The organism is Desulfofundulus thermobenzoicus (genome assembly GCF_009428905.1).
Lineage (GTDB): Bacteria > Bacillota > Desulfotomaculia > Desulfotomaculales > Desulfovirgulaceae > Desulfofundulus_A > Desulfofundulus_A thermobenzoicus.
The window spans coordinates 38,450-64,838 of sequence record NZ_WHYR01000005.1 but is presented as its reverse complement, the minus strand read 5'-3'; the positions used below and the strand labels follow the sequence as shown (position 1 = coordinate 64,838).

The 26,389-nt window shown below is 56.4% G+C and carries 27 protein-coding genes; 14 read left to right on the top strand and 13 right to left on the bottom strand.

The window, feature by feature from the left end:
- Positions 1 to 196: 196 nt before the first annotated feature.
- The 6 genes from GFC01_RS03055 to selD all read right to left on the bottom strand — a co-directional run bounded on the left by GFC01_RS03055 (position 197) and on the right by selD (position 6,223).
- Positions 197 to 742: a pyruvate kinase alpha/beta domain-containing protein gene (locus GFC01_RS03055; protein ID WP_152945167.1), complete on the bottom strand. Its 546-nt coding sequence runs from the start codon at positions 740 to 742 to the stop codon at positions 197 to 199.
- Between the two features lie 237 nt (positions 743 to 979).
- Positions 980 to 1,180: a hypothetical protein gene (locus tag GFC01_RS03050; protein ID WP_152945166.1), complete on the bottom strand. Its 201-nt coding sequence runs from the start codon at positions 1,178 to 1,180 to the stop codon at positions 980 to 982.
- Between the two features lie 67 nt (positions 1,181 to 1,247).
- Positions 1,248 to 3,800, bottom strand: a complete 2,553-nt coding sequence (locus tag GFC01_RS03045; protein WP_152945165.1) for a heavy metal translocating P-type ATPase — start codon at positions 3,798 to 3,800, stop codon at positions 1,248 to 1,250.
- Positions 3,801 to 4,164: 364 nt separating this feature from the next.
- Complete coding sequence (locus GFC01_RS03040; protein ID WP_341473727.1) at positions 4,165 to 4,428, bottom strand: metal-sensitive transcriptional regulator; 264 nt, start codon at positions 4,426 to 4,428, stop codon at positions 4,165 to 4,167.
- Between the two features lie 95 nt (positions 4,429 to 4,523).
- Positions 4,524 to 5,147, bottom strand: a complete 624-nt coding sequence (gene yedF, locus GFC01_RS03035) for a sulfurtransferase-like selenium metabolism protein YedF (RefSeq protein ID WP_194174776.1) — start codon at positions 5,145 to 5,147, stop codon at positions 4,524 to 4,526.
- 35 nt (positions 5,148 to 5,182) lie between these two features.
- Positions 5,183 to 6,223: a selenide, water dikinase SelD gene (gene selD, locus GFC01_RS03030; RefSeq protein ID WP_152945163.1), complete on the bottom strand. Its 1,041-nt coding sequence runs from the start codon at positions 6,221 to 6,223 to the stop codon at positions 5,183 to 5,185.
- Between the two features lie 299 nt (positions 6,224 to 6,522).
- On the opposite strand from selD, the gene yqfC reads away from it, so the two are divergent.
- The 10 genes from yqfC (at position 6,523) to GFC01_RS02980 (ending at position 15,367) form a co-directional block, all read left to right on the top strand.
- A complete protein-coding gene (gene yqfC / locus GFC01_RS03025; RefSeq protein WP_341473721.1) occupies positions 6,523 to 6,807 on the top strand; it encodes a sporulation protein YqfC in 285 nt (94 codons plus the stop codon).
- A 68-nt stretch (positions 6,808 to 6,875) separates the two neighbouring features.
- Positions 6,876 to 8,204: a sporulation protein YqfD gene (yqfD, locus tag GFC01_RS03020; RefSeq protein ID WP_152945161.1), complete on the top strand. Its 1,329-nt coding sequence runs from the start codon at positions 6,876 to 6,878 to the stop codon at positions 8,202 to 8,204.
- An 18-nt stretch (positions 8,205 to 8,222) separates the two neighbouring features.
- Complete coding sequence (locus GFC01_RS03015) at positions 8,223 to 9,191, top strand: PhoH family protein (RefSeq protein WP_152945160.1); 969 nt, start codon at positions 8,223 to 8,225, stop codon at positions 9,189 to 9,191.
- A 15-nt stretch (positions 9,192 to 9,206) separates the two neighbouring features.
- Positions 9,207 to 11,393 carry an HD family phosphohydrolase gene (locus tag GFC01_RS03010; protein ID WP_152945159.1) on the top strand — a complete coding sequence of 729 codons (2,187 nt, stop codon included), beginning with the start codon at positions 9,207 to 9,209 and terminating at the stop codon, positions 11,391 to 11,393.
- The gene (gene ybeY, locus GFC01_RS03005) at positions 11,347 to 11,823 is read left to right on the top strand and encodes an rRNA maturation RNase YbeY (RefSeq protein WP_341473720.1); all 477 of its coding nucleotides are present in this window, start codon (positions 11,347 to 11,349) and stop codon (positions 11,821 to 11,823) included. Before GFC01_RS03010 ends, ybeY begins: the two co-directional genes overlap by 47 nt.
- A 6-nt stretch (positions 11,824 to 11,829) precedes the next feature.
- Positions 11,830 to 12,225: a diacylglycerol kinase gene (locus GFC01_RS03000; protein WP_152945158.1), complete on the top strand. Its 396-nt coding sequence runs from the start codon at positions 11,830 to 11,832 to the stop codon at positions 12,223 to 12,225.
- Positions 12,225 to 12,701 carry a cytidine deaminase gene (gene cdd / locus GFC01_RS02995; RefSeq protein ID WP_194174775.1) on the top strand — a complete coding sequence of 159 codons (477 nt, stop codon included), beginning with the start codon at positions 12,225 to 12,227 and terminating at the stop codon, positions 12,699 to 12,701. The genes GFC01_RS03000 and cdd overlap by 1 nt, the downstream gene beginning before the upstream one ends.
- A 49-nt stretch (positions 12,702 to 12,750) precedes the next feature.
- Positions 12,751 to 13,653 (top strand): GTPase Era, encoded by a 903-nt coding sequence (gene era / locus GFC01_RS02990; RefSeq protein ID WP_341473719.1) that lies wholly within the window; start codon positions 12,751 to 12,753, stop codon positions 13,651 to 13,653.
- A 225-nt stretch (positions 13,654 to 13,878) separates the two neighbouring features.
- Positions 13,879 to 14,841 (top strand): magnesium transporter CorA family protein, encoded by a 963-nt coding sequence (locus GFC01_RS02985; protein ID WP_152945156.1) that lies wholly within the window; start codon positions 13,879 to 13,881, stop codon positions 14,839 to 14,841.
- Between the two features lie 46 nt (positions 14,842 to 14,887).
- Positions 14,888 to 15,367 (top strand): CBS domain-containing protein, encoded by a 480-nt coding sequence (locus tag GFC01_RS02980; protein ID WP_152945155.1) that lies wholly within the window; start codon positions 14,888 to 14,890, stop codon positions 15,365 to 15,367.
- Here the strand turns inward: GFC01_RS02980 and GFC01_RS02975 are convergent.
- From GFC01_RS02975 to GFC01_RS02945, 7 genes are all read right to left on the bottom strand, one after another.
- Positions 15,364 to 15,927 (bottom strand): UbiX family flavin prenyltransferase, encoded by a 564-nt coding sequence (locus tag GFC01_RS02975; protein WP_152945154.1) that lies wholly within the window; start codon positions 15,925 to 15,927, stop codon positions 15,364 to 15,366. The genes GFC01_RS02980 and GFC01_RS02975 overlap by 4 nt on opposite strands.
- 129 nt (positions 15,928 to 16,056) lie before the next feature.
- The gene (locus GFC01_RS02970) at positions 16,057 to 16,515 is read right to left on the bottom strand and encodes a pyruvoyl-dependent arginine decarboxylase (protein WP_152945153.1); all 459 of its coding nucleotides are present in this window, start codon (positions 16,513 to 16,515) and stop codon (positions 16,057 to 16,059) included.
- Between the two features lie 134 nt (positions 16,516 to 16,649).
- Positions 16,650 to 17,303, bottom strand: a complete 654-nt coding sequence (locus tag GFC01_RS02965; protein WP_341473718.1) for a coenzyme F420-0:L-glutamate ligase — start codon at positions 17,301 to 17,303, stop codon at positions 16,650 to 16,652.
- Positions 17,304 to 17,414: 111 nt separating this feature from the next.
- Complete coding sequence (locus GFC01_RS02960) at positions 17,415 to 18,341, bottom strand: lipid II flippase Amj family protein (protein WP_341473726.1); 927 nt, start codon at positions 18,339 to 18,341, stop codon at positions 17,415 to 17,417.
- Between the two features lie 259 nt (positions 18,342 to 18,600).
- Positions 18,601 to 19,509, bottom strand: coding sequence for a L,D-transpeptidase family protein (locus GFC01_RS02955; RefSeq protein ID WP_152945151.1), 909 nt, complete (start codon positions 19,507 to 19,509; stop codon positions 18,601 to 18,603).
- Positions 19,510 to 19,767: 258 nt separating this feature from the next.
- The gene (locus GFC01_RS02950; RefSeq protein ID WP_152945150.1) at positions 19,768 to 20,658 is read right to left on the bottom strand and encodes an N-acetylmuramoyl-L-alanine amidase family protein; all 891 of its coding nucleotides are present in this window, start codon (positions 20,656 to 20,658) and stop codon (positions 19,768 to 19,770) included.
- Positions 20,659 to 20,672: 14 nt separating this feature from the next.
- A complete protein-coding gene (locus GFC01_RS02945; RefSeq protein ID WP_341473717.1) occupies positions 20,673 to 21,443 on the bottom strand; it encodes an N-acetylmuramoyl-L-alanine amidase family protein in 771 nt (256 codons plus the stop codon).
- 136 nt (positions 21,444 to 21,579) lie between these two features.
- Here GFC01_RS02945 and recO point away from each other — a divergent pair, with 136 nt between their 5' ends.
- From recO to glyS, 4 genes are all read left to right on the top strand, one after another.
- On the top strand, positions 21,580 to 22,326 hold the full coding sequence (gene recO, locus GFC01_RS02940; RefSeq protein WP_152945148.1) for a DNA repair protein RecO: 747 nt from the start codon (positions 21,580 to 21,582) through the stop codon (positions 22,324 to 22,326).
- Between the two features lie 60 nt (positions 22,327 to 22,386).
- A complete protein-coding gene (locus GFC01_RS02935; RefSeq protein WP_152945147.1) occupies positions 22,387 to 22,824 on the top strand; it encodes a DUF4342 domain-containing protein in 438 nt (145 codons plus the stop codon).
- Positions 22,825 to 23,262: 438 nt separating this feature from the next.
- Positions 23,263 to 24,180: a glycine--tRNA ligase subunit alpha gene (gene glyQ, locus GFC01_RS02930; protein ID WP_152945146.1), complete on the top strand. Its 918-nt coding sequence runs from the start codon at positions 23,263 to 23,265 to the stop codon at positions 24,178 to 24,180.
- An 81-nt stretch (positions 24,181 to 24,261) separates the two neighbouring features.
- Positions 24,262 to 26,349 (top strand): glycine--tRNA ligase subunit beta, encoded by a 2,088-nt coding sequence (gene glyS, locus GFC01_RS02925; protein ID WP_152945145.1) that lies wholly within the window; start codon positions 24,262 to 24,264, stop codon positions 26,347 to 26,349.
- Positions 26,350 to 26,389 lie beyond the last annotated feature (40 nt).

Sequence of the window (26,389 nt, the reverse complement as noted above, 5' to 3'; positions counted from 1 at the left end):
GCAAATCCTCCCCATAATAAAAATAATCATAGTAACGTATTCGATAATGAACTTTCTAATTCCTTCTTAACGGTGAAATTTTTAAACCCATTTTTTGAAATAGAATGACATATTTGACCTTATAATGACGAATATGTTTTCTCTTTGTCTTCCGGTCTTTACCCAAAAAAGGGGAGCGGCTTCCGGGCCGTTCCCTTTAAAATTCCCTGGGCTTGCAGATAATCTCCTTAACCTTCGTATCAAAGAAGTGGTTGGCGTGGGCGGGTAAGATTACCGCTGCGGTGTCGGCCCCGGTGCCTGAACCGGCCACGGCCACCACCTCTTTGCCAGCAGGGATCAGGCCGGCATCCAGGGCCATAACACTGATCTCCACGCATACTTTTACCCCCTGGCCCAGAATGCGCAATGTCTGGGCGATTATTTCAGCGGGGTAAACGCCCCCGAACTTGTTGCGCACGGCCCGGTCCAACCCGCCCATGAGATGGGTGGTGGTCAAAAGGCGCACCCCCCGGGATGCCAGTTCCTCCCGTACCGTGGCGGGCATCTCGTCTTCCCCCGGGGCGGTGAAGCCCACGTGGTGGGTAACACAAACCAGATTTTTGACTTTGCCGGCCAACTTCTTAGCCGTCTCCCCGCTGCAGGAAGCCACCACCACATGGTCGATGCCCAGTTCCCCGGCCCTTTTTACCGCCAGGGCAATGGTTTTGTCGGTGTTTGACGGACCTTTCTGCGGCCAGTACATGCTTTCATCCCCCTCACCTGTTAAATTGGCTATAATATTCCCTGCATGGATGGTCTTTTTATCCGGAAAAGACGTTTCCTGCCGGTTTGGATTTTTTCCCGGCTACTTTACCTATTTTAGCTCAAAGGACCTGCATCTGGCAAGGCCCTACAGGGGGAACAATCAGTCCCTTTACTTTCCGGGGGCTGAAAACAGGTTACTTTAAAGTACGTCATTGGGGCCACCCGGGGCGTTTTTTCAACGCCTGCGGTTTACATAGGGGATGACCAGGGGCATGGTAATGATCATGCTCAAAATGAACACCCATAGGGCACCACCGGTACGGGCCACCGGGGGGTAGGTCCTGCCGGTGGCGTAGGTGGCCAGCAGAAACAACAGCGCGGCGGCCAGAGAAATGCCGGTGTACATCAGGGCGCTCAGGCGGGCTGGATTGATCATGGGTTCTGAACTCCTTTCACGGGTTGATAGGCAATACGGCTCCAGACAAATAGCATTCATTCCAACATTAGACCGGTCTGGGGACGGGCTGTGCCGCGTCGCCCTCCGGTTCCTTCCGTCCCCTCTTCATGGAGGGGACGAAACGTTTTAACAGCAGGGTGTTCAGGGTGACCGAAACCGAACTCATGGCCATAAAGAAGGCGGCCAGTTCCGGGCTAACAATCAGGCCCGTAAAGGGATAGAATATCCCGGCAGCAATGGGAATGCCCAGGCTGTTGTAAATAAAGGCCCAGACCAGGTTTTGCCGCACCTTGCCCATGGTGGCCCGGGCTATCTCCACGGCGGAGACCACGTCCCGCAAATCGGCCCGGATCAGGATTACCTCCCCCGTTTCCTTGGCGATATCGGTGCCCGTGCCTATGGCCATGCCCACGTCGGCGGCCGCCAGGGCCGGGGCGTCGTTTATGCCGTCCCCCACCATGGCCACCTTCAGGCCCCGGGACTGCAGTTTCCGTACTTCGGCGGCCTTGTCCGCGGGCAGCACCTCCGCCAGCACCCGGTCAATACCGGCCTGGCGGGCTATAAAACCGGCGGTGCGGCGGTTGTCCCCGGTGATCATGATTACTTCCAATCCCATTTTTTTCAACCGGTGGACGGCCTGGGTAACGTTTTCCTTTATTGTGTCCGCCACAGCCAGCACTCCCGCCGGACATCCATTCACTGCCATCAGCACAGCCGTCTTGCCGTCGTTTTCCAGGGACTCGATCTGCTGCCGTAGGTTTTCAAAGGAGATCCCTTCCCTTTCCATCAGCCGGCGGTTGCCCAGCAGCACCGTGCTTCCCCGGATGCGGGTCTTGATACCGTGGCCGGGAATGGCTGCGAATTCTTCGATTTCCTCCGGGGTGAGGCCTGTTGCCGCCGCCCCGCGGATAATGGCTTCACCCAGGGGGTGTTCGGAGTTTTTTTCGGCCGTGGCGGCCAGGCGGAGCAGTTCTTCCCGGCCAAACCCGGGGGCGGGGAGGACATCGGTGAGGGATGGTTCACCCCTGGTAATGGTGCCGGTTTTATCGAAAAGGATTACCTGCAGGGCCGCGGTGGCTTCCACGGCATCAGCCCCTTTGAATAAAATGCCGTTTTCGGCCCCCTTGCCCGTGCCGGCCATCATGGCGCTGGGGGTGGCCAGGCCCAGGGCGCAGGGGCAGGAAATGACCAGGGTGGTTACGCTTAAAAGCAGGGCGAAGCCGAACACCCCCACCTGGGCCAGGCTGTAGGGCGAAAGGATAAAGTGGCTGTCCGGCCGGAAAAAGGCGTTATAGCCATAAAAAAACCAGAAAAGAAAGACCAGCAGGGCCAGCACGTGTACCCCGGCGATGAAGTGCCCGGCCACAAAATCGGCCAGCTTTTGCACCGGGGCTTTGGTGGCCTGGGCGTCCTCCACCAGGCGGATGATCTGGGCCAGGGCGGTATCCCGGCCCACCCGGGTGGCTTCAAACTTAAAGGATCCGGTTTTATTGATGGTGGCCCCGATCACTTCATTGCCGGGTTTTTTCTCCACCGGTATGCTTTCCCCGGTGATCATGGACTCGTCCACCGCCGAGTGCCCTTCGATAATCCGCCCGTCCACCGGAATGCTCTCTCCGGGACGGACCAGAACCACATCCCCGGGCACCACTTCATCGGCGGCTATTTCCATCTCCCGGCCTTCCCGGATCACCCGTGCTTTTTGGGGCTGCAGGTTGATCAGTTTACGAATGGCCTCGGAGGTGCGTCCCCGGGTCAGGGCCTCCAGGTAGCGGCCCAGGACGATGAAGGCGGTGAGCAGGGCCGCCGATTCGAAGAAAGTGGCCCCCTTGCCGCCAAAGCCCGCCTCCGGCCAGAGGGTATTGATGGTGGCGATAATGTAGGCGGCGCCGATACCCGTGGCGTAGAGCAGGTTCATATCGGTGGAACCCTTGCGCAAGCCGTTGAAGCTGTGCACAAAAAACTGCCAGCCGGCAATGAATACCACCGGGGTGGTCAATGCCCACAGGAAAAGGGTGTTGCCCATAAATTCCGGCACAAAGTGGGGGAAGATCCACATATCCCGGAACATGCCCAGCATTACCAGCAGGGCCAGGGGCCAGGCAATCCACATGTTCCGGGCCTGGCGGCGGATTTCCGCCTGGCGGGCCTGTTTTTCCCGGTCCAGGGCTTCCTGGCCGGTGACCTTTTCGCTCACCTCATAGCCCAGGCTGCGGATCTCTTCTTTAATTTCGGCCGCCGTAACGGCCCCGGGATAAAAGGTGACCCGGGCCGCCTCCGCCGGCAGGCTGACGGCCACCTTCAACACTCCGGGCAGGGACGATACCGCCCGCTCCACCCGGGCCACACAGGCGGCGCAGCTCATGCCCCGCACCGTCAGATGTATTTCCCCGGTGGGCACCTGGTAGCCCAGTTCCCGGATGGTTTGCACCAGCTGTTCCACGGATACCTTTGCCGGGTCATATGCCACACTGGCCTTTCCGGTAACCAGGTTGACCAGTGCACCGTTAACGCCGGGGGTGTTTTTTAAAGCCCGTTCCACCCGGGCCACACAGGCGGCGCAGCTCATGCCTTCCACGGGAATACTGACCTGTTGCATTGACAAACCCCTCCTTGTAGGTGGCAGCCCTTTCTACCATACCCCAGTAGGGTAGATTGTAATGATCATAACCCCCTGCCGGGGATAAGTCAATCCCTTTTTAGCTTTCCCCGGAGGCGGTTTTTTAATAAGAAGAAGGGTTTATACTGACACCGGGGCCATGGATACGATTGAATAAGTTGAGCTATGGTGCAACAAACCTGCAGGCCGAAAAACCTGCAGGTTGTTGCGGGCAGTTTAGCGTCTTGCCCGGGACTTTATTCAGCAACCTTCTTTACAATGGGCTACCGGACGGAGCATGTAATGCTTTCTGAGCATGAAAATCCCTCCTTTCCCGCGGGCGTACAGAGCCGCATATTCTATTTTATGAGGTAAATTTGTCCAGTACCTGCATTAGCTCTTCAATGGCCTCGTCCCCCCGGTCCTGGCGTATGGCCTGGGCTACGCAGCCCCGGGTGTGGCTGCGCAAAAGGGAAAGGGCTACCTTTTGCAGGGCGCCGCGGGTGGCGCTAATTTGCAGCAGTATATCCACGCAGTAACGATCTTCTTCGATCATTTTCTGTATGCCGCGGATTTGCCCTTCGATTTTTTTCAGGCGCGTCAGGAGATCTTCTTTGTTTCGTTCCACATAGGTCAAGGGCTTCAACACTCCCATACCCTACAAGGGTATTGTATGAAGAAAGTATAGCAGGCCCGGGGGAAAATTGTCAAGACGATAAGCCTTTAAGGAACGGTGATCACCTTTCCTGGGCCGGACAGGATCTGGTTGATTTCATACATGTTGCTTACCCGGCCCACCTGGAGTTTTTCTTTTAATTTGTAATATTCCAGACAGGTGCCGCAGGAAATGATTCGGGTGCCCGCGGCTTCCATTTTTTTTAGCTGCTCCAATACAGGGGAGCTGTCACAGGTTAAGAATACGCCGGAATTTAAAAAAATCAAATTATCCGGTGCAGGATTGGTCTCAGCCAGCGTGTTAAACAGGCTTTTGATCAGGGTCAGGCCCAGATCGGGGGACCCCTGTCCCAGGATGTTGGAAGTAAAAAAGTAGGTGAGGGTACGGGTTTGCTCCCGGTCCGCTGAGGCCTCTTTTGAGGATTCCGGTTTTGCTGCTGTTTGGTCCCCCGTTTCACTTTTGGTGATGGTAAGAACGAAAAGGCCGTCCCTTTCCTCAGCGATCACCGGGAACCCGGCGTTCCGGGCAAACATGGTCACATTTTCCCGGGCCACCGGGTTGTCCACTGTGACCACCAACTGCCCTCCGGTCATTTGTTCCAGGGCCTTTTTGGTTTCCAGTACCGGCCGGGGGCAGGCCATGCCCCGGCAGTCCACTTCCTTGCGCATCATACGGCTTCATCCTTTCGACAATATTTCACAGAATTTTATTCCACCCGGATGAGCCATTTTTCCCCGGATACCACCTGGCCCACCAGCCTGGCTGCATTAACACCCCGGGAGTGGAGTTTTTCCACGAGGGCGGCGGCCTTTTCCGCCGGAACGGCCATCAAAAGGCCCCCGGAGGTTTGGGGGTCAAATAGTATGGCCCGGCGGGCCGGGGAGATGGAAGAGGCAAATTCCACCCTCTCTCCCAGGTGGTCCCGGTTGTTATATGCCCCGCCGGGAATCAACCCCATGGCGGCCAGTTCTTCCGCCCGGGGCAACAGGGGCATGGTTTCGTGGTGAAAAATAATGCTTACCCCGCTGGCTTCGGCCATTTCCGCGGCATGGCCCAGAAGGCCGAAACCGGTGATGTCGGTACAGGCATGTACGTCCAGGGTGAGCATTTCTTCGGCCGCCGTCCTGTTCAAGGCGACCATGGAGTCTATGGCCGCTTTCGCACTGCCGGGCGGGGCCAGTTCCGCCTTGACGGCCGTAGCAATGATGCCCGTGCCCAGGGGTTTGGTCAGCACCAGGGCGTCCCCCGGCCTGGCTCCGGCATTGGTGATAATTCTCTGGGGATGAACCAGTCCGGTTACCGCCAGGCCGTATTTGGGCTCTTCGTCCTCCACCGTGTGTCCTCCGGCTATGACGGCCCCGGCTTCCATTACCTTGTCCGCCCCGCCTTTTAAGATCAGGGCGAGAATACCCGGGGACAGGCAGTTGGGGAAGCAGGCAATGTTCAGGGCCAAAAGGGGCCTGCCGCCCATGGCGTAGATATCGCTCAGGGCGTTGGCGGCGGCCACCTGCCCGAACAGATAGGGATCATCCACCACGGGAGTGAAAAAATCCACCGTTTCTATTACAGCCATGTCTTCCGTCAAACGGTAAACCGCCGCATCATCGGCCGTTTCCAGCCCCACCAGCAAATGAGGGTCTTCTTTACGTGGTAACTGCCGCAGTACCTGCGACAGGGTGGCCGGTCCCACCTTGGCCGCTCATCCCGCCGCCCGGGCCATGGCGGTCAGCCGTATTCTTTCGTCCATGGGGTTAAAACCTCCTCGCTTAATCCCGTGCTGCAAAGGATTGCTTCCGGTGCGTATTGTAAGCGGAGGGTGCCACCTTTGAGCAGCCGGGGCCCTCCCTCTAGCATATCATCCTTTTCGATTTTTCAAATATGGTCTCCTTTATTTTGCTTATAAGAAGATTTGATAATTCCAGTGCGGGACAGAAGATCTTTTTATGCCCATCCTTCCCTCCCGTTTCCGGCCGGTCCAGGTAATCTTGTCCTCCCCCCTTGCATATATTTTGACAGGAGCATCTCATGGTTTGGGGGGATTGGTCGGTGGCCTGGCGGGAATTCAAAAAAAGGGTTAAACAACAAATGTCGGATCTACTGGAAATTCCCAGTGATGTGGTATTGGATTTGCCCCGCATCGTCCTTATGGGCAACCTGCAGGCCTTTATCGAAAACCATCGCGGCATTTTGGAATATACTCCGGAGATGGTGCGCATCGGTATCGCGGACGGTGAGCTGGAAATTGCCGGTGATCACCTGATCCTGCGCAACATACTTCCCGATGAAATTTGTGTGGAAGGAATAATCAGGACCGTAACCTTCAGGCCATGAAAGGGGTAAGGCGAGGAGTCCCGCCGCCACTCCATTTTCCGGTTTTTCCAGGCAAGGAGGCCAGGGGAATGTTTCTCTTTAAATTGATGAACTTTCTTACCGGCTATGTAACCATAATCGTAATGGGGGAATCTCCGGAGAAATTAATCAATATGGCCGCCACCCGGGGCATTTTTCTCTGGGATATTACCCGTTTGGGGGAAAGGGCCTTAAGGGCCAGGGTGCGTCCCGGGGCGGTGTGGCCGTTAAGGCATATGGCCAGACGTACCGGCTGCCGGTTTCGTATTCAGCAACGAAGCGGGTTGCCTTTTCTCTGGATGCGTCTTACAAGACGCCGGGTGCTGGCCGCCGGAGCCCTGTTCTTTGTGGCCGGACTTTATTTTCTCAGCTCTTTTATCTGGTCCATCGAAGTAACCGGAAACCGCCGGCTTTCCACCGGAGAGATATTACAGGTGGCCTCCCGGGCGGGGTTGAACCGGGGTGTGCTCCGCTGGCGGCTGGATCCGCCGGCGGTGGAGGAGGCCATCAGGACCTCATTGCCCGGAGTTTCCTGGACCGGCGTATATATCAGGGGGACAAGGGTAACGGTTGAGGTGGTGGAAAAAACCCTGCCGGAAGGTAAGAACCTTTCCCCGGTGCATATTGTGGCCGGCAAGGCCGGGTTAATTAAAGAGGTGCTGGTTCTCAACGGTCATGCGGCGGTAAAGGCGGGGGACACGGTGGTTCCCGGACAGGTTTTGATCTCCGGCGTCATTCCGCCACCGGAGGAACCACCGTCTGGAGAAAAGCCGTCGCCAGGTGCGCCCCCGGAAACGGTGAAGCGTGAGCCCGCCTTCGTACATGCAGCCGGCATTGTGCGGGCAAGGGTGTGGTATGAAGGGTACGGTGAGGCGCCGCTGGCGGAAACCCTGCAGCGCCCCACCGGCCGGGAATTTACCAGAGTTTGTATGAAAATTGGGGCCAGGGAAATAATGTTAGCAGGTTCTTCCCCAATTCCCTTTCCGCAGTATCAATCGGAAACCCGGGTGAAAAAACTGCCCGCCTGGAGGAATCTTCAGCTGCCCGTCGAAGTAATCATTAATAAATATCGCGAAATGGAGAGTTATCGTCTGATCAGGGACAGGGCTGAAGCCCGGCGCCTGGCCGGGGAAAGGGCCATGGCAGTTGTGCAAAGTCGCCTGCCCCGGGGGGCAACGGTGGTACACGAACAACTGGATGAGCTGGTGGTCCGGGGTACGGAAAACCTGGTTCGTATGAAAGCAATGGTGGAGAGCGTTGAAGAAATAGGTGTTGAACGGCCATTTACCCCCGGTGAGCTGCAGCCTTCACCTTCCGGCCGGGCGGAGTCGGTACCCGGCGGTCCATCCCGCACCAGGCCGTCGGGTGACCGGCAATAAGGGAGTTGGAGGGATAATTTGGGCGAATACACCGAAGCCAGGGTAGTGCTGGATAACGTTTCCACGGCCGCGGAGATCTTCGGCCGCCATGACGAACACCTGGTACTTATGGAAAAGATGCTGGGAATACGGGTGATTACCCGGGGCGAAGAAGTGATCATTGCCGGTCCCCCGGAACAGGTGGCCCGGGCAAAGGATGTCTTCAATCAGTTGCAGGAGTTTTACCGGGCCGGTAACCGGTTGACCCTGCATGAAATTAATTACGCCATTAAAGCTGCGCTGGCGGGCATGTCGGATGTGCTGGGCAACCTGGCCCGGGAGGTGACCCTGGTAAGCGCCCGGGGGCGGCAGATTAAACCCAAGACCCTCGGACAAAAGCAGTATATAGAAGCCATGCGCAAACACGATATAGTTTTTGCCATTGGTCCGGCCGGTACGGGAAAAACATACCTGGCTGTGGTGATGGCCATTCGTGCCCTGCGCAACAAAGAAGTCAACCGGCTGGTGCTGACCCGTCCTGCTGTGGAAGCCGGCGAGAAACTGGGCTTTTTGCCCGGTGATCTGCAGGAAAAGGTGGATCCCTACCTGCGCCCGCTTTATGATAGTCTTTATGACGTGCTGGGCGTGGAGAACACGCAGAAATATTTGGAAAGGCATATCATTGAGATTGCCCCCCTGGCCTATATGCGGGGGAGGACCCTGGACGACGCCTTTATTATTCTGGACGAAGCCCAGAATACCACCGACCAGCAGATGAAGATGTTTTTAACCCGGCTGGGTTTTGGATCGAAGGCGGTAATTACCGGAGATATCACCCAGATCGATTTGCCCAGGGGACAGGTTTCCGGTTTGGTGCATGCCCAGAGGATCCTGGCCGGGGTGGAAGGAATCGCTTTTTGTTATCTCACCGGTGAGGATATTGTCCGGCACCCCCTGGTGCAGGAGATCATCCGTGCTTATGAAAACGGGGACGGGGTTGGCGGGTAAAAGGGGTGAGGGATTATGCTCAATCTGGCCGCACTGCGCAGCAGGGTTTTGCAGCGGCTGGCCCCTTTGCTGGGGCAGCGCAAGGTGCGGCGGGGGGGCGCTGCGATGCTCTTCTTCCTGCTTATTACCCTGCTCATTACCATAGAATTTGTGCCCCAACGTCTCAATTTAAAGGAGGGCCAGGTGGCCACCGAGGATATTCAGGCCCCCCACAGCATTACCTTTGAAGATAAAACCAAAACGGAGGAACTCCGGCGGCAGGCCGCCTCGGCAGTGCGGGATCAATACGACAGGGACCCCCTGGTGAGCGGAAAGGTACAGCAGGATATTTCCGCAACCATCCAGGGAGTCCGTGAGGTGCAATCGGACGACAAAGTTGATGAGGGAACCCGTGCCGGTCGTTTGGGGGAAATGCTCCCCTTCGCCCTGTCCCGGGAAACCCTGGTGGCCCTTTCCCGTCCCGCCCCCCGTTCCCTGGAGCAACTGGAACGGGTGGTCAATGGACTGGTGGCCCAGGCCATGGACAGCGAACAGGGAATTACCCCCGATAAACTGGAAAGTACAAAGGCCGGTCTGGTTGAACAGGTTACCCGTTTAGGACTGACCAGACCTTACCAGGAACTGGGCCAGGGATTGATCCGCTATTACCTGCGCCCGAACAGTTTTTTTAATGCGGAGAAAACCCGTCTGTTGAAAGAAGCGGCCATGGATACGGTGCCGCCCCAGATGGTAACCATCAGGCAGAACGAAATTATTCTGCGGCCGGGCGATGTGGTGACCAAGGAGCACCTGGCCAAACTGGAAGCCCTGGGCCTTACCCAAAGGGCGTTGCCCTGGAAGGTGGTGCTGGGAAGCGCCCTGCTGGTGGCCCTTTTAATGGTGGTGGTTTTGCTTTATCTTTACCAGCAGAACCGGGAAATCTACCAGCATGCGGGTCACCTCTACCTGCTGGGTATTATCGTGGTGGTGGTTCTGGCCGTGAGCAAGGCCATGACGGCCATCAATATTCCCCAGTGGCCCGAACTGGGCAATCTGGTGGGTTATATGATGCCCGTGGCGGCGGCCGGCATGCTGGTGGCCATTCTGCTGGACCCCCGCCTGGCCATGCTGGTGGTGGCGGTGATCAGCTTCCTGGTCACCCTGATGACCAACGGGCAGGTGCGTTTCGGGCTGGTGGCCCTGGTGGGCGGGTTTGTGGGTGTTTACAGCGTGAGCAGACTGAGCCAGCGGGGAGATCTGGTCCGGGCCGGATTTTATACCAGCGCGGCCAGCGCGGTGGCCATTTTAATCATGGGGTTGCTGGGGGACATTCCCTATGGCCTGATGATTGCTTCGGGGCTGGGTTTCGGCATGATCAACGGTCTTCTTTCCTCCATTTTGACCATTGGGAGCCTGCCCTACCTGGAAAGTACCTTCGGCATTACCTCTGCGGTACATTTGCTGGAGCTTTCCCATCCCAGCAACCCCCTGCTCCGCCGGTTGCTTACCGAGGCACCGGGCACCTATCACCACAGCATTATGGTGGCCAACCTGGCCGAGGCGGCGGCCGAGGCTGTGGGCGCCGAGAGCCTTCTGGTGCGGGTGGGGGCCTTTTATCATGATATTGGGAAGATCAAACGGCCCTATTTTTTTATTGAAAACCAGATGTCGGCGGAAAACCCCCATGATAAAATAGCCCCTTCCCTGAGTACTTTGATTTTAACCTCCCATGTAAAGGACGGGGTGGAATTGGCCAGGGAATACAAACTGCCCCGGTCCATTATGGATATTATTGAGCAGCACCACGGTACGGGCCTGTGTTCCTTTTTCTATCATAAAGCCCTGGAAAACGGTCATCCGGAAAATATCAGTGAAGATGAGTTCCGCTACGAAGGACCCAAGCCCCAGACCCGGGAAGCCGCCATTGTCATGCTGGCCGATTCTGTGGAAGCGGCCGTCCGCTCCCTGCAGAACCGTGTACCCGGCCGGGTGGAGGCCATGGTGCGCAAGATAATCAGGGACAAGCTCATGGACGGACAGCTGGATGAATGTGAACTCACCTTTAAGGATCTGGATACCATTGCCAGTGCCTTTATGCAGTTTTTGAGCGGCATTTTCCACACCCGCATTGAATATCCCGATCTGAGCCGGGAAATGGAAAGGAGAAGGACAAAGGGTGCCGGTACTCGTAAACAACTTGCAAGAAGAAGTGCCGGTGGTTGAACATCTCACCGGGTTGTTGACCAGAGTGGTGGAAGAGACACTGATGCTGGCCGGGAGGATGGTGGACGCCGAGGTAAGCCTGGTATTTGTGAATGACGAGTATATCCGGCGGTTGAACCGGGAATATCGCGGTGTGGATTGCCCTACCGATGTGCTGTCCTTTGCCATGGAAGAGGGGGAACCCATGCCCGAAGCCGGTGAAGAGAAGGTGCTGGGGGATGTGGTGATTTCCCTGGAAACGGCCCGGCGGCAAGGTGAAGAGTACGGGCATGGTTTTCAACGGGAAGTGGCCTATCTGACCGTCCACGGTGTTCTGCACCTGCTGGGTTACGACCACCAGGAAGAAACGGCCGCCCGGCGCATGCGGGAAATGGAGGAAGCGGTGCTGGCCAGGGTGGGCTTGACCAGGGAATTCCCTCCCGGCAGGTGAAGAAGTATGCCCCGGGGTGGTTTTGGAAGGAGCCTGGGTTACGCCCTGGCCGGCCTGGCCCATGCCTGGCGCACCCAGGCCAATTTGCGCTTTCATTTTGGAGCGGCCCTGCTGGTGCTGTTGGCGGCCTTTATGCTGGGAGTGCCCGCCGGGGAGCTGTCTTTGCTTTGCCTGACCATTGCCCTGGTGCTGGTGGCGGAAATGTTCAATACCGCCCTGGAAGCGGTGGTGGATCTTTATACCCGGCGCTATCATCCCCTGGCCAGGGTGGCCAAGGATGTGGCCGCCGGGGCCGTCCTGCTGGCGGCCATTAATGCGGTGGTGGTGGGTGTTCTGGTTTTTTACCCCTATCTTATGGCTTTATTGCACCGTATTTCGTCTGCGGGAGGAGGTATAAAATAATGATTGATCTGCCGATGATGCAATTTCCAGTGGAAAAATTGATCAATACCGCCCGGGCCGCCCGGGAAAAGGCCTATGCCCCCTATTCTGGTTTTTCGGTGGGAGCGGCCCTGTTGACGCAGGCAGGGCGGTTATATTCCGGTTGTAATATTGAGAATGCTTCTTACGGCCTGTCCATCTGCGCTGAAAGGGTGGCCCTGTTTAAAGCGGTGAGCAACGGTGAAAGGGAATTCGCCGCCCTGGCCGTCATCTGGGATGACCGGGAATACTGCGCGCCCTGTGGCGCCTGCCGCCAGGTGCTGGCCGAGTTTGCACCGGATCTGGCGGTTTATATGTGCAACGACCGGGGGGACTACCGGGTGCAAACGGTGGCCGGCCTGCTCCCGGAGGCTTTTCAACTGAAAGGGGAGGAAACGGTTGACCGGGAGGCCTCCCGGTCCGGGCCGGTGCGCGTCACCGAACCGGTGGAAAGGTAAAAGGATATGGCCAGATAACAATGGCACGGCGTTGAGGGGGAGTACGACGGTGGTACAGGAACAGTTTCGTTCCGGGTTTGTAGCCCTGGTGGGCAGGCCCAATGTGGGCAAGTCCACCCTGTTAAACCGGCTGGTGGGCCAGAAGGTGGCCATCATGTCCGACAAGCCCCAGACCACCCGCCACAAGATCCATTCCGTGGTTACCCGTGCCGACGCCCAGGTGGTTTTCCTGGATACGCCGGGGATTCATAAACCAAAACACAAACTGGGTGAATACATGGTGGATGTGGCTTTAAGCGCCCTGCGGGAAGTGGATGTGGTTCTTTTCCTGGTGGAGGCAACGGCCCCCGGGCCGGGAGACGAATATATCATCAATCAGCTGCGGGAGATAAAAACCCCTGTTTTCCTGGTGATCAATAAAATCGATCTGCTTGGGAATAAAAATGAGCTTTTGCCCCTGATTGATCAATTCCGGCAAAAATTTTCCTTTGCGGAAATTGTTCCGGTATCCGCCCTGGAGGGGGAAAACCTGGAACGGCTGTTCAACCTGGTGGTTTCCTACCTGCCCTTTGGCCCGCAGTATTATCCCGACGAGATGATCACCGACCGGCCGGAACGTTTTATCATGGCCGAATTGATCCGGGAAAAGGTGCTCCACCTGACCAATCAGGAGGTGCCCCACGCCGTGGCCGTGGTGGTGGAGGAAGTGGAAAAAAGATCTGCGCAACTGGTTTACGTCCGGGCGGTTATTTATGCCGAGCGGGAATCCCAGAAGGCCATTTTAATCGGGAAAGGGGGGCGTATGCTCAGGGAAGTGGGCCGCCTGGCCAGGGAAGAAATGGAAGCCCTCCTGGGGTCGAAAATATATCTGGATTTGTGGGTCAAAGTGAAACCCGACTGGCGTAACCGCGACCCGTACTTAAAAGATTTCGGCTACACCAGGGAACATTAATTTACCTTGACAGTGTTGGAACAAATCTGTTACTGTAGTGGTGGCTGGAAAGCCAACCAGGGTTTTCGGCTTTTTTAGATGGTAAAGGCTTTTTTATTTGGAGGTGATACCGTGGACACAGACCCAAGTAGTCATTTGAATTTATCCAAATCCGGGGCCGGTCCCGGTACACCATGGGAAGGCGGGACCGCCCCTGAAAAGTTCAGAAACGGGGGTGTGTAATTATTGCTGAAGGTATATAAAAGTGTGGATGAAACGCTGACGGAAATTGATGTACTGGGTGAAAAGGGCAGCTGGATCAACCTGGTCAATCCTACCAGGGACGAAATACAGCAAGTGATTGGACAACTGGGCTTGCCGGCGGATTTTTTGGAATACCCGCTGGATGAGGAAGAGACATCCCGCATAGAAGTGGAAGAAGGTTGTGTGCTCATTATTATCCGGGTGCCGGTGATCCGGGATAATGTTTACGACACCATCCCCCTGGGGATCATTTTCACGGAAAATATAATGATCACCGTCTGTCTTGAGGATATAGCCGTTTTAAATGAGTTTGTTTCCTGCCGGACCAAGGGTTTTTATACCTTTAAAAAAACCCGTTTTTTATTACAGATTTTTTTTAAGACCGCCCTTTATTATCTGCGTTATCTCAGGCAGATTGATAAAAAAAGCGAAGAGACACAGCAGAGGCTGCATCGCTCCACAAAAAATGAAGAGTTAATTAAATTGTTGGGTCTGGAGAAAAGCCTGGTATATTTTACCACCTCTTTAAAAGCCAATGAGATCGTTATGGAGAAGCTGCTCAAATCCCACCTGGCCAAGGATCCGGAACCGCTGGAGGTAAATGATCGCCTGATTAAAATGTATGAGGAAGATGAGGACCTGCTGGAAGATGTAATTACCGAAAACAAGCAGGCCATTGAAATGAGTGATATTTACGCTCAGATTTTGAGCAGCACCATGGACGCGTACGCTTCGGTTATCTCCAATAATTTAAACATGGTAATGAAGTTTCTTACTTCTGTAACCATTCTTTTAATGATTCCCACCATGGTGTTCAGCTTATATGGAATGAATGTTGATTTGCCTTTCCAGCGCTCGGCAGCTGCCTTTCCAGGGATAGTTACCCTTTCCTTTGTTTTGTCCATGGTTATTCTGCTGGTTTTTAGAAAGAGAAACATGTTATAGGATTTTTTTGAGGTGAAATCAGGTTGTCCTGGAGGGGGTGGCCAAGATGACTGATTGTCACGCAAAAGATAAAATGATTCCCGTGAGAAGGCTGGTAAAGGTGCACGCCGAGGCCAGCTTCAAGGAGGCCATGGGGGCACTGAAGGAAGCTGTTAAACTCGGGCAGGAATCCCTGGCCATAATGGATGATGATGGCCGTCTGATTGGCTTTTTAACCATCCGTTTGGTTTTGCGGGCGCTGGATACCCATGTGGTCAAGCTTCCCGGTTATGCCTGGACAGCGCCCTGCTTGAGCTGTTCCGCCGCCGGACGAATGAGGCAAATCGGCCGGATGAGGGTGTGGGAAATAATGCGTCCGTTACGGGAAATTTATGTTCTCGAGGAAACTCCCGTCCAGGAAGTGGCCCTGTTGATGATTAAAAATGAAATACACAACGTGCCGGTGGTGGACCGGGAGCTAAAAGCGGTGGGTATAATCAGATCCGCCAGTCTGGTGGACATCTTTGACAGCTTTTTGGAAGACTAGTGGTTCTTTTCTCCCCATCTTACCCCCAGGTTATGGGTGATGCCCAGTAAATCCAGCGCCCGGCCTACCGTTTGATCCACCAGGTGCTGGATGGTTTGTGGGCGATGGTAAAAGGCCGGTACCGGCGGCAGGATGGTCACGCCCAGGCGGGCCAGTTTGAGCATGTTTTCCAGGTGAATGGCGCTCAAAGGCGTTTCCCTGACCATCAGGATCAGGGGGCGCCTTTCCTTTATAGTCACATCGGCGGCCCGGGTAATCAGGTTGTCGGCCAAACCACAGGCAATGGCCGCCAGGGTTTTCATGCTGCAGGGGGCGACAACCATACCCTGGTGCAAAAAGGACCCGCTGGCCACCGGCGCGGTAAGATCGCTGGCCGGATAACAGTAACTGCTCAGGGTTGTGGCCTGGTCCAGGGTCAGGCCGGTTTCCAGGGCGATGGTTTTTACCCCCCACGGGCTGTAAATAAAGTGGGTTTCAATGTGCAAAAGGCGCAGTTGTTCCAGCAGGGTTATGCCGTAAATGGCTCCGGATGCGCCGGTTATGGCCACAATGATGCGCATGGTCTTCAACCGCCTTTGGATGGTACCGGATAATCCACTTTATTTTATCCCGAATTGGCGGGCAGGAAAAGGGGGGAGGGGGGTTAATGCAACAATAAAAAAGACCGGGCAGGTTGCCCGGTTCCTGGCTCAATACCACATCAAAAGGCCGGCGAAGGCGGCGCCGGCTTTTTGTACCCGGTGTTCCACCGCTTTCACCATATATGTTTTTATTTCCATTCCCCGCATGGCAAAGGCTTCCTCCACCATCTGGCGGATAATCCGTTCCGCCTCTTCCCGGTAATTGTATCCGGAGTATTCCATAATCACTCCAAAGCCCTGTTCGGGGATGCCCACGGCCACGGCGGCGGCAATGCGGTCGCCGGGGGTGCTGGATTTTATGGCCCCGTAGGCTACGGGCACCAGGGCTCCCGGAGGCAGGGGGAGGGTTTCCACGTACCGGGCACCGGGCGGCAGGATGCTGCTTACCCGGATTAGATTGACGTTACCGGCTCCTGACTCTAAAAGTGCCCGGTCAAAGGCGTTTAAGGGTGTCTGTCCTTCCCCGGCTCCGGCCACCAGGGTATATTTGGTTGGCGTTGGTAACAAGGTGCCCCCTCCATTTCCATTGTGTTTCTTATCTGGCGCCAAACCCGGGGTTGCTTGCGGGATTCCGGCGGCGGATAATGGTTGCCGCCCGGCCGGTGGCGCCGCCGTATTTACCAAAGGTTTCACGCCGCTGTTCATGCGGCCTGGTCTGACGCCTCCTTCACCGTTTTGATAACCACGATGGGTGTTTGCTGGTCGTCGTTGCCAAAGGGATTGTCAACCAGTGCTTCCCGGGCTATTTTCCTGCTTGCCGGGGTGGTGGCCGCCAGGATGTCCACACAGCGGATATCGTTGACATCGGCAATCACTGCATCGACACCGGTGGCTTCTTTAATGGCCGCTACGATTTTGCCCGGTTTTTGAGGACCGAGGATAATATGTCTTTCATAGGGCCACATGGTACCGGCAATGTCGTCGATAAAGGCCAGTTCCCGTCCGGCCACCAGGTAAAACAGGCCCCGCCTGCCCAATAGCCGGCCCAGGGCTGCGGCTGCACAGCCCAAAAGGATCCTTGCCGGTCCGGCCTCCCTGATGGCCAGTTCCATGGCCGGCGGAGTGGCCAGGCTGCCGTGTTTGGCGGGAAAGCGGCACAGGAAGCGGGCCAGCAGTCCCGGATGAACGTCTTCCGGTAATATGGCTCTTTTCTGCGTAATGGCCACCACGCTTTCGGCAATGGCAATCACATCTCCGGGACCGGCTATGCCGGTGGTATAGCGTTGGACCAGGGACACAATATCGTCCTGTTCGTTGATTACATGGGTACGGATGGGTATGGTGCAGCAGCGCACAGGGCATCATCACCTTTCGCCGTGCTCTGATAACCGGGCCCGGGCGGGTGAGCACAGCTAATATCAGGTTATCCGCCGGCGACAATTGTGTGCCTGTCCGGTGGCCCATTTTTAGTGATTGGAAACGGCAATGACCAGGGCCACTTCTTTAATCAATACGGCGGCCGGCAGGAAAAGGGCCTGGGCCAGGATGGTACCTAAAACCCTGGTCAAACACAGGTAATAAACCATCTGGCGCACATCCCGCTGATCCCTGGTTCCCCGCAGTGCCTGGTCGGTAATGGTGGCTGCTGTGGGATCCACAATCATGGCCGAAAGAATGGTGGCTGCGCCGTTAACCACCCCGGAAAGAAGGCTGGCCGTGGAGCGGTAGTCCGGCAGCAGGGCGCCGGCGTATAACGCCGATAAAACCCCCGTGGTCCAGATGCCGATGACCAGGGTATTGGCCGCCAGAAAGGCCATGGGGATATTCCGGGGCCGGGCGGGCAGGGAAGGCCTGAAGGTAACCCCATACCGGGGCCTTTTGTGCAATGTACGGGCCAGGCGGTATGGCGAGAGCAACATCAGGATCAGCCGGGGAATGGAACCGGCCTCTTCAAAAAGGAAAATCACCCTGGTGAAAATATAGTTGAAGGCCGGGGTTGAGAGCACGCCAGCCACAGTGCCCAGGGTGGCCGCGAAAATAATCATGCGAATATCCAGGCAAAGATGGGCCAGTTGCTGGTAGTACAGGGGTGACTCCAGCAGGTTTTGCCCGGCGGTACCGGTGTGCTGCAGGCCGGTGTTAATGGTTCGTTCCACCACCGATGATAACAGGGGCGCCTGAATCAGGTTGGCGGTGCTGGCCAGCAGGGATATTAATTGAAACAGGGAAAAGGCTGTGGCCAGGCGCCTGGTAATCACCCCGGACAGTCTCACGGCATAAACCAGCGTATCAGTCAGATGAATGACTGCCGTAAGTGCAGCAATAAGTAATATACGGTCTATGGAAACATCACCTGCCCGTGGACAACTTTGCCTATGGACAAATATATGCACCGGGCAGGGGAGGGATAACCGGGGCGGGAAAAGACTTTTCAACCATAAATATTCCGCCAGCGTAAGTGTTTATTGAAACCGGTGGTTAATACAAAGGTACGGCGTTGCCCGGAGCGAACGACATTGCGAAGCACCGGAGTAAGCGGGATAACGCCGTGCCTACGCCGGCTTATCTGAATAGCTACCTGCCAGCTTCCATAAGGCGGGGCTCTTTCATCCACTCACCCTTTGACTTCGGCGTAGGATACACACCACGGGGTTACAGTCCCAGCAACCGGTAAACCGGCTCGTCCACCACGGCCGCGGGGGACAGGCCGTGTTTTTCCCGGAACCTGGACACCGCCCTGGCCGTACCCGTTCCGAAAACACCGTCGGGTTTGTCTTCGTAATACCCCAGTCTGTGCAATGTCCGCTGCACTTCCTGCACCACGCTTCCGCAGCTGCCGGAATACAAAACCGGATAGCCGTTCTTTAAGGGGTTGCCCAGGATTAATACCGGTGTGCCCTCGGAAACCCAATCGTATAACTCCAGTACGTGGGCGTTGTGCAGGCGTACGCAACCGGCGCTGGCGAAGGTGCCGATGGACCAGGGACTGTCCGTGCCGTGGATGCCGAAGGTTCCCGTGGGAATGTTCAGGCCCAACCAGCGGGGGCCCATGCCGGGTACGTATTCGGCCGACTTATCGATTACCTTCCACTGACCCGTTGGAGTTTCCGATCCGGGCCGTCCCAGGGCCACGGGATACTGGCGCACCGGTTGCCCCCGGGAAAAAACAGTCAGGGTGAGGTTTTCCGTGTTTACCAGGATAAAGAGATCATAATGGGGAGAGGGAGCGGCTTCCGGTACCGCCCGGGCAATCATGGCCAGGCTCAGGGCCTGCCAGGTGGCCTGATCCACCACCCCGGTGGGGGTGAGGCCGTGATCCCTTTGAAAACGGCACACAGCCCGCATGGTGGGTTGGTCATAATAACCGCTGTTCTTTCCCTGGAAGTAACCAATCACCGTAAGGCATTGTTGCAGGTTGGCAATATCCCTGCCCCGGTGAAAGGGGGCGGTGAGTTGCACCGGTTCGTTTTCCCCGCACCGGTGTTCCCCGGCCGGGGCCGGAAGGGGGTGTCCCAGACCGTACAGAAACAGGAACAGAATGACCAGAGTGTAACGCAACATGAATATCACCGGCTGCCGCGGTCGTTTGAAGTTAAAATGTCTATTTGTTCCTTATATTCTTATACGGAGCAGGGAAAAGTATACCTGGAGGGCTGTTGAGAGGTGAGAGGTGAGATTTAGGTAGGTTTTGGCCGGGCCAAAGCCGGCAATAATCTTACACCCCGCTTCTTAGCTCTCACACCCTGCTTCTCATGTTTCATTCCGGCACAACACCATGCCTTTTACGTGATATTGTTCTGATGGACTATTTTGGCAGAATCATTTCCGAGACGACCAGAAATTGCTCAATCCATTGATTATTCCCTGGGCGGTTTTAACATAAAAAGTGGGATTACGCAAAAGCCCTTCTTCCACCCAGTTGGAAATGGCCACGGGTTCGACGATGATCGCCGGTAGTTTCCCCAGCGCCCTTAAACCCGGATCGGGGTGGGTTCCCCGGGAGTGACGTTTAATTTTACGGATCAGTTCCGTCAGCACCAGTTCGGCCAGCCGGGCCGAACCGTCAGAACCGGGGTTATATTTGACCGCCGAACCGGCAACGGCGGCATCGGGATCGTGATGGGTATGGATGCCGATCCACAGATCCGCCCCAATTTTTGCCGCCAGGTTAAAACGTGACCGCTGGGATATGGTCTCATCCTTCTGCCGGGTAAGGTGTACCCGGACTTCCAGGGGGATTAAAAGTTTTTTTAATTCCAGGGACATCTGCATGGTCACATGTTTTTCCAGCAGATCCACCGGTCCCCTGCCTCCCGGATCATTGCCACCGTGGCCGGGGTCTATGATGAGCACTTTATTTTTACATATTTGTCTTAAAATGTCCCGGTCAAAGGTTAAAATGGTGCGGGCGGGTATTCCCGGTTCCATGTCGACCTTACAGGGGGCCGGATGGTTCAGCTGAATATGAAAGACCACGCCCCGGGAAGATTCTTCCACCCTGACCCGGTCAATGAGACCGTCATAAATATCAATGGTGTTGCAGTACATGTTGGCCCTGGCTTTCACAGCGGTCAGCACCAGTTCACCGGGAGTATATTCCACGATTTCGTAGGGGAAGGGAGAGGTGGATTCAATAACCACCCGGGAAACGGGCCGACCGGGATTGGTGGATATCTTGCTCCAGAGGTTGGTTATGCGGCTGGGTTCCAAATACCTCACCTCCTTCAATGTTGCCTGCCACCTTTTTCCTGCTGTTCGTTATTCTGTTCAGCAAAGTATTTCACGATCCCGGCGTACAGGCACCAGGCCAGTTTGCTTTGATACAGGGGATCCTGCAACAGTTTGTATTCCCTGGGGTTGGTGATAAAGCCAATCTCCACAATCACCGCGGGTACCCGGGATTCCCGCAACAGGTAAAAATCCCCCCGCAGGGGTACCCGCCCGTTGACTTTCAGCAATGTATTCATCTCCGACTGGATACAGCGGGCCAGCTTGTAGCTTTCCGGGGAATCGGCCCGGGCAAAGGTCTGTATCCCGCTTTCCGATGGATTGGGAAAACTGTTGATGTGGATACTGATCAGGGCATCCGCTTTCAGCCTGTGGGCCAGATCCACCCGCCGGGCCAGGTCCTGCCGTTTGCGTTTATACAGCCCCTGCAATTCGGGGTCGGCCAGATCCCGGTCCTCTTCCCTGGTCATGGTTACGCTGGCCCCGGCCTGGCGCAGGTACAGGGCCAGCCGGTGTCCCACGGCCAGCACCAGATCCTTTTCCAGCACGTTATTTTTACCCACGGCCCCGGGATCGACCCCGCCGTGGCCGGGATCCACCACCACTACCCGCCGGGCCAGGGCCCAGGAAAGGGCCTGAATGGAATCCTTATGCCGGGCGCTGGCCACCCGGTGCAAACTGGATGAAAAAATGGCCAGAAGCAGGAAAGCGATAACCAGATTCCTGATTTTACGCGGGGAGAAAACCAGGACTTTAATTTGCTCCACCTCCTGGTCAGGCTCCGGCCCGGTACAGTAAAATATATGGTGGGCAGGCCGGAGATTTTCATTGTTAATCCCAGGGGAAATGAATTTTTTACCTGCTAAGAATTGACATAATATTACCGGACCGGAGTGGACAATGATGAAATTGTATAAAGTCCAGGCAGTGGTTTTAAAGTCCGTCAATATACGGGATGCCGACATGCTGTTGACCCTTTTTACCATGGAAAAGGGAAAGATAAAGGTAATGGCCTACGGGGCGTGTAAACCCACCAGTCGCAAACGGGGGGCCGTGCAGCCCTTTTCCCATTCCCGGTTTCTCCTGCGCCGGGGCAACGGTCCGGACACGGTCAGCCAGTGCGAGTTAATCGAAATGTTTCCGGAATTGCGTTGCCGGCTGGACAAGATAGGTTATGCCACTTACCTGAGCGAACTGGTGGACGGCATGACCGCCCAGGGGGAACCGGCGGAGGCGGTATTTGCCCTTTTGCTGGAGGGCCTGCGCCGGCTGGGGGACGCCGATCACCGTTTGCTGGCCCGGGCCTTTGAAATAAAATTGCTTTCCATGCTGGGCTACCGGCCCTGTCTGGAACACTGCGTGCAATGCGGGGCACCCCTGGGTGCGGGCCCTTTGACCTTTCATCCCGGGGCCGGGGGTGTGCTCTGCGCCGGTTGCGCCCGGGAGGGGAGTGGGGGGCTTTCCTGCAACCGGGGAACCATTGAACTGCTAAAGCTTTTATTGCGCTGGCCCCTGGCCAGGCTCGGGCAGTTGCGGCCGGGGCTTCGGGAGAGGCAGGAGATGAGGGAAATATTACGCCGCCACATGGAATATCATCTGGAGCGGCAGATGAAATCCACCCGTTTTCTAGCCCTGCTGGAAGATGTATAAAGAACCGAACTCCCGGGTTAAATATGGTTAGCGTGTAAAAATCCCGGAGGAGGATGAGTAATGAATAGTGAGCTGGAAAAAATTGATCTGATCAGGGCACGCCTGGGGGTGGGTTATAAAGAGGCCAAGGAGGCTCTGGACGCGGCCGGGGGGGATGTGGTGCAAGCCCTCATCCGCCTGGAAGATGAAAAGAAGAACTTTACGGAAAAGCTGCAGGATCGGGGCCAGGAGTTGCTGGAACAATTGAAGGAAATTTTCCAGCGGGGTCAGGAAACCCGCATCAAAATCAAGCAGGGTGAGCGAACGGTGGTGGAATTGCCGGCTTCGGTGGGAGCACTGGGGTTGCTGGGTACCCTGGCCAGCAGTCAGCTGGCCGTGCTGGGGGCACTGGGGGCGGTGACGGCCATGGCCAGGAATTATACCCTGGAAATTGAGCGACCGGGCAGGGAGGAAGACAGGGTGGAACCGGCGGACCCTACGCCAGGGGAGGTGCGGTAAAATACCGCCCTTCCCGTAAATCGGGCAGGCGCTACCGGAATTGCAGTCCCTTCGTCTATGGACGTGTGCTGACCGCAGGGCAGCCTTGCATTCCGGCATTGACTTTGCCACGTAAATCTGGTAAATTAACATTATTCAACAGCATATCCGGCGATGAGGGAAAGAGTAGCGGGGGGAGTTTTGTCAGAGAGCCGGGGAGAGGTGGAAGCCCGGTAAAACGATCCCATGTGAAAGGGGTTCCCGAGCGGCAGGAGGAAAGCCGCCGGATCTGGTGGTGGTGAGTAAAGCCTGCGCTGGAAAGAGGGGGTCGTCATCAGGGCGGCCAAGCAGGGTGGAACCGCGGGAATGGCCTCCCGTCCCTGACATGATCATGTCCGGGCGGGGGGCTTGATTTTTGTTTTTGACTATCAGCAACTATTTTAAGGAGGTATGCCGGGAATGAATTTTCAGGACCTGATCCTGGCCTTGAATCGTTTCTGGGCCGACCAGAACTGTATTATCCAGCAGCCCTACGATGTGGAAAAGGGGGCCGGCACCATGAACCCGGCCACTTTTCTGCGGGCGCTGGGACCGGAACCCTGGCGGGTGGCCTATGTGGAGCCCTCCCGCCGGCCCACCGACGGTCGTTACGGGGAAAATCCCAACCGCCTGCAGCACTATTACCAGTACCAGGTGATCCTTAAGCCCTCTCCCGATGATGTGCTGGAGGTTTATCTGGACAGTCTGAAAGCCATTGGTATCGCACCGGAAAAGCACGATATCCGCTTTGTGGAAGATAACTGGGAATCACCCACCCTGGGAGCCTGGGGGCTGGGGTGGGAAGTATGGCTGGACGGCATGGAGGTAACCCAGTTCACCTATTTCCAGCAGTGCGGCGGCCTGGACTGCCGTCCCGTTTGCGCGGAGATCACCTATGGCCTGGAACGCCTGGCCATGTTTATTCAACAGAAGGATAACGTTTTCGACATCGAGTGGGTGAACGGCGTTACTTATGGAGACGTGCACCACCGTGGTGAGGTGGAGCATTCCCATTACAACTTCCAGGAAGCAGATACGGCCATGCTCTTTCAACTGTTTGATATGTATGAAAGGGAAGCCCGCCGGGTGGTGGCGAAAGGGCTGGTCCTGCCGGCCTATGATTATGTGCTTAAATGCTCCCATACCTTTAACCTGCTGGATGCCCGGGGGGCCATCAGCGTAACCGAGCGGACCGCTTTTATCCACCGGGTGCGCGCTCTGGCCCGGGCCTGCGCCGAGGCCTATGTGGCCCAGCGGGAAGAGATGGGTTACCCCCTTCTGAAGGAAGGCAAGGGGAGGCGGGTGGAGGACCGCAGGGTCCCCGGCGCCTTGAAGTAACTATCCGGCAATAGCAAAAAGTTAATGAAATGAAATGTATATGGTACAGATTTTAACTTACTTTTCGAGGGGGATAATTCTTTGAGTACAAAGGACTTTTTACTGGAAATAGGTACGGAGGAAATACCGGCCCGCTTTCTGGATCCGGCGCTGGAACAGCTGCAGGAACTGGCCCGGGATCTGTTGCGGGAGAACCGGCTGGCCCACGGTGAGATCCGTGCCCTGGGCACACCCCGCCGGCTGGTTTTGTTTGTCCGCGACCTGGCGTCCCGGCAGGAATCCCTGGTGCAGGAGGTGAAGGGTCCGGCGCTGAAGGTGGCCTTCAACCAGTCCGGCGAGCCCACCAGGGCGGCCCTGGGTTTTGCCAGAAGCCAGGGGGTGGACGTTTCTCAGCTGGTGGTCAAAAATGTGGGTCCGGTGGAATATGTGTTTGCGGTGAAGCGTCAGGAAGGTCGCCCGGCGCAGGAGGTGCTGGCCGGGATGGGCCCTTCTTTGATTAACGGGCTGCATTTCCCCAAGCCCATGCGCTGGGGGGTTCAGGAAGTTCGCTTTGCCCGTCCCATTCGCTGGCTGGTGGCCCTTTACGGGGAAGAGGTGGTTGACTTCTCCTTTGCCGGGCTGTCCGCCGGACGGATAAGCTACGGGCACCGGGTGCTCAGTCCCCGTCCCCTGACCATTCCGGCGGCCGGGGAATACTTCCGGATCATGGAGGAAGCCCGGGTGGTGGTGGATCCCCGGGAACGCCGGCAAATGATCTGGAAACAGGTGCGGGAGCTGGCGGCAGGTCGGAACGGGCAGGTGTTGCCCGATGAAGAGTTGCTTACCGAAGTGACCAACCTGGTGGAATATCCCACCGCCCTTCTGGGCACCTTTGATGCCGCCTACCTGGAACTGCCCGCTGAAGTGCTGATTACTTCCATGCGGGAACACCAGCGCTACTTTCCCGTGCGGGGAGCCGGCGGAAAACTGTTACCCTGCTTTATTGCCGTGCGCAATGGTGGTAAAGAATATCTGGACACGGTGCGAGCCGGCAATGAAAAGGTCTTGAAGGCCCGCCTGTCCGACGCCGTGTTTTTCTGGAAGGAGGATTTGAAACGCCCCCTGGCCAGCCGGGTGGAGGCATTGAAAAAGATTGTCTGGCAGGAAAGCCTGGGCACCGTTTACGACAAGGTGGGTCGCCTGACCGGACTGGTCCGTTACCTGATCCCGGCACTGGGAGCGGATGAAAGGGAGGCGGAGCAGGCCTTGCGGGCGGCCCACCTGTGCAAGGCGGATCTGGTAACCAGCATGGTCTACGAGTTCCCGGAATTGCAGGGGATCATGGGACGGGAATATGCCCTGGCTGCGGGAGAAGATCCCACGGTGGCCCGGGCCATTTATGAACATTACCTTCCCCGTTTCTCGGGTGATGAACTGCCACACACCTTTCCCGGACGCATTTTAAGCCTGGCCGACAAAGTGGATACCCTGGTGGGTTGTTTTGCCATGGGCATACAACCTTCCGGTTCCCAGGACCCCTATGCCTTGCGGCGGCAGGCCCTGGGCATATGTCATGTTATCCTGGATGCCGGACTGGTTTTATCTTTGCGGGAGCTGGTCGACCGGGCCTATGGACAGTATCAGGGGCGGGTGGAATTAAAAATCGGCCTTGAGCAGGTCTGGACGGATCTGGCCGAATTTTTCGCCCAGCGCATGAAAGGAATCCTGGCCGACGCGGGTATTTCCTACGATACGGTGGAGGCGGTTCTGTCCACCGGTATGGACGATATTACCGGCCTGTGGCAGCGTGCCCGGGCGCTGGCTGCCTTTCGGGAGGAACCGGGTTTTGCAGCCGTTTGGACAGCCTTTAACCGCGCCTATAACCTGTCCAAAAAACATGGTTTCACCACCGTTGATCCTGGCGCCCTGGCCCACCCGGCGGAAGTGTCCCTGTACGAAAGTTTAAAGCAGGTGCAGGAGCGGGTGCAGCGCTTCATGGATGCCCGGGACTACCGGGGGGCGCTGGAGGCTCTGGCTTCCCTGAGGGCGCCGGTGGACCAGTTTTTTGACGGTGTAATGGTGATGGTGGAAGATGAGACAATTCGCAATAACCGTCTGGGTCTGCTGAAAGGTGTAGTGGCCCTGGCCTCAGGTATAGCCGATCTGAGCAAGCTGGTTGTGTATACATGATTTTTTCTCCCGGAGCAAGAAGGGAATTTCAAATGAATAT

Bases quoted from the DNA above. Each gene is read 5' to 3' on its own strand.
- GFC01_RS03055 (WP_152945167.1), bottom strand. From the start codon at position 742: ATGTACTGGCCGCAGAAAGGTCCGTCAAACACCGACAAAACCATTGCC.
- GFC01_RS03050 (WP_152945166.1), bottom strand. From the start codon at position 1,180: ATGATCAATCCAGCCCGCCTGAGCGCCCTGATGTACACCGGCATTTCT.
- GFC01_RS03045 (WP_152945165.1), bottom strand. From the start codon at position 3,800: ATGCAACAGGTCAGTATTCCCGTGGAAGGCATGAGCTGCGCCGCCTGT.
- yedF (WP_194174776.1), bottom strand. From the start codon at position 5,147: ATGATGCGCAAGGAAGTGGACTGCCGGGGCATGGCCTGCCCCCGGCCG.
- yqfD (WP_152945161.1), top strand. From the start codon at position 6,876: ATGTTTCTCTTTAAATTGATGAACTTTCTTACCGGCTATGTAACCATA.
- GFC01_RS03010 (WP_152945159.1), top strand. From the start codon at position 9,207: ATGCTCAATCTGGCCGCACTGCGCAGCAGGGTTTTGCAGCGGCTGGCC.
- GFC01_RS03000 (WP_152945158.1), top strand. From the start codon at position 11,830: ATGCCCCGGGGTGGTTTTGGAAGGAGCCTGGGTTACGCCCTGGCCGGC.
- cdd (WP_194174775.1), top strand. From the start codon at position 12,225: ATGATTGATCTGCCGATGATGCAATTTCCAGTGGAAAAATTGATCAAT.
- GFC01_RS02980 (WP_152945155.1), top strand. From the start codon at position 14,888: ATGACTGATTGTCACGCAAAAGATAAAATGATTCCCGTGAGAAGGCTG.
- GFC01_RS02975 (WP_152945154.1), bottom strand. From the start codon at position 15,927: ATGCGCATCATTGTGGCCATAACCGGCGCATCCGGAGCCATTTACGGC.
- GFC01_RS02955 (WP_152945151.1), bottom strand. From the start codon at position 19,509: ATGTTGCGTTACACTCTGGTCATTCTGTTCCTGTTTCTGTACGGTCTG.
- recO (WP_152945148.1), top strand. From the start codon at position 21,580: ATGAAATTGTATAAAGTCCAGGCAGTGGTTTTAAAGTCCGTCAATATA.
- GFC01_RS02935 (WP_152945147.1), top strand. From the start codon at position 22,387: ATGAATAGTGAGCTGGAAAAAATTGATCTGATCAGGGCACGCCTGGGG.
- glyQ (WP_152945146.1), top strand. From the start codon at position 23,263: ATGAATTTTCAGGACCTGATCCTGGCCTTGAATCGTTTCTGGGCCGAC.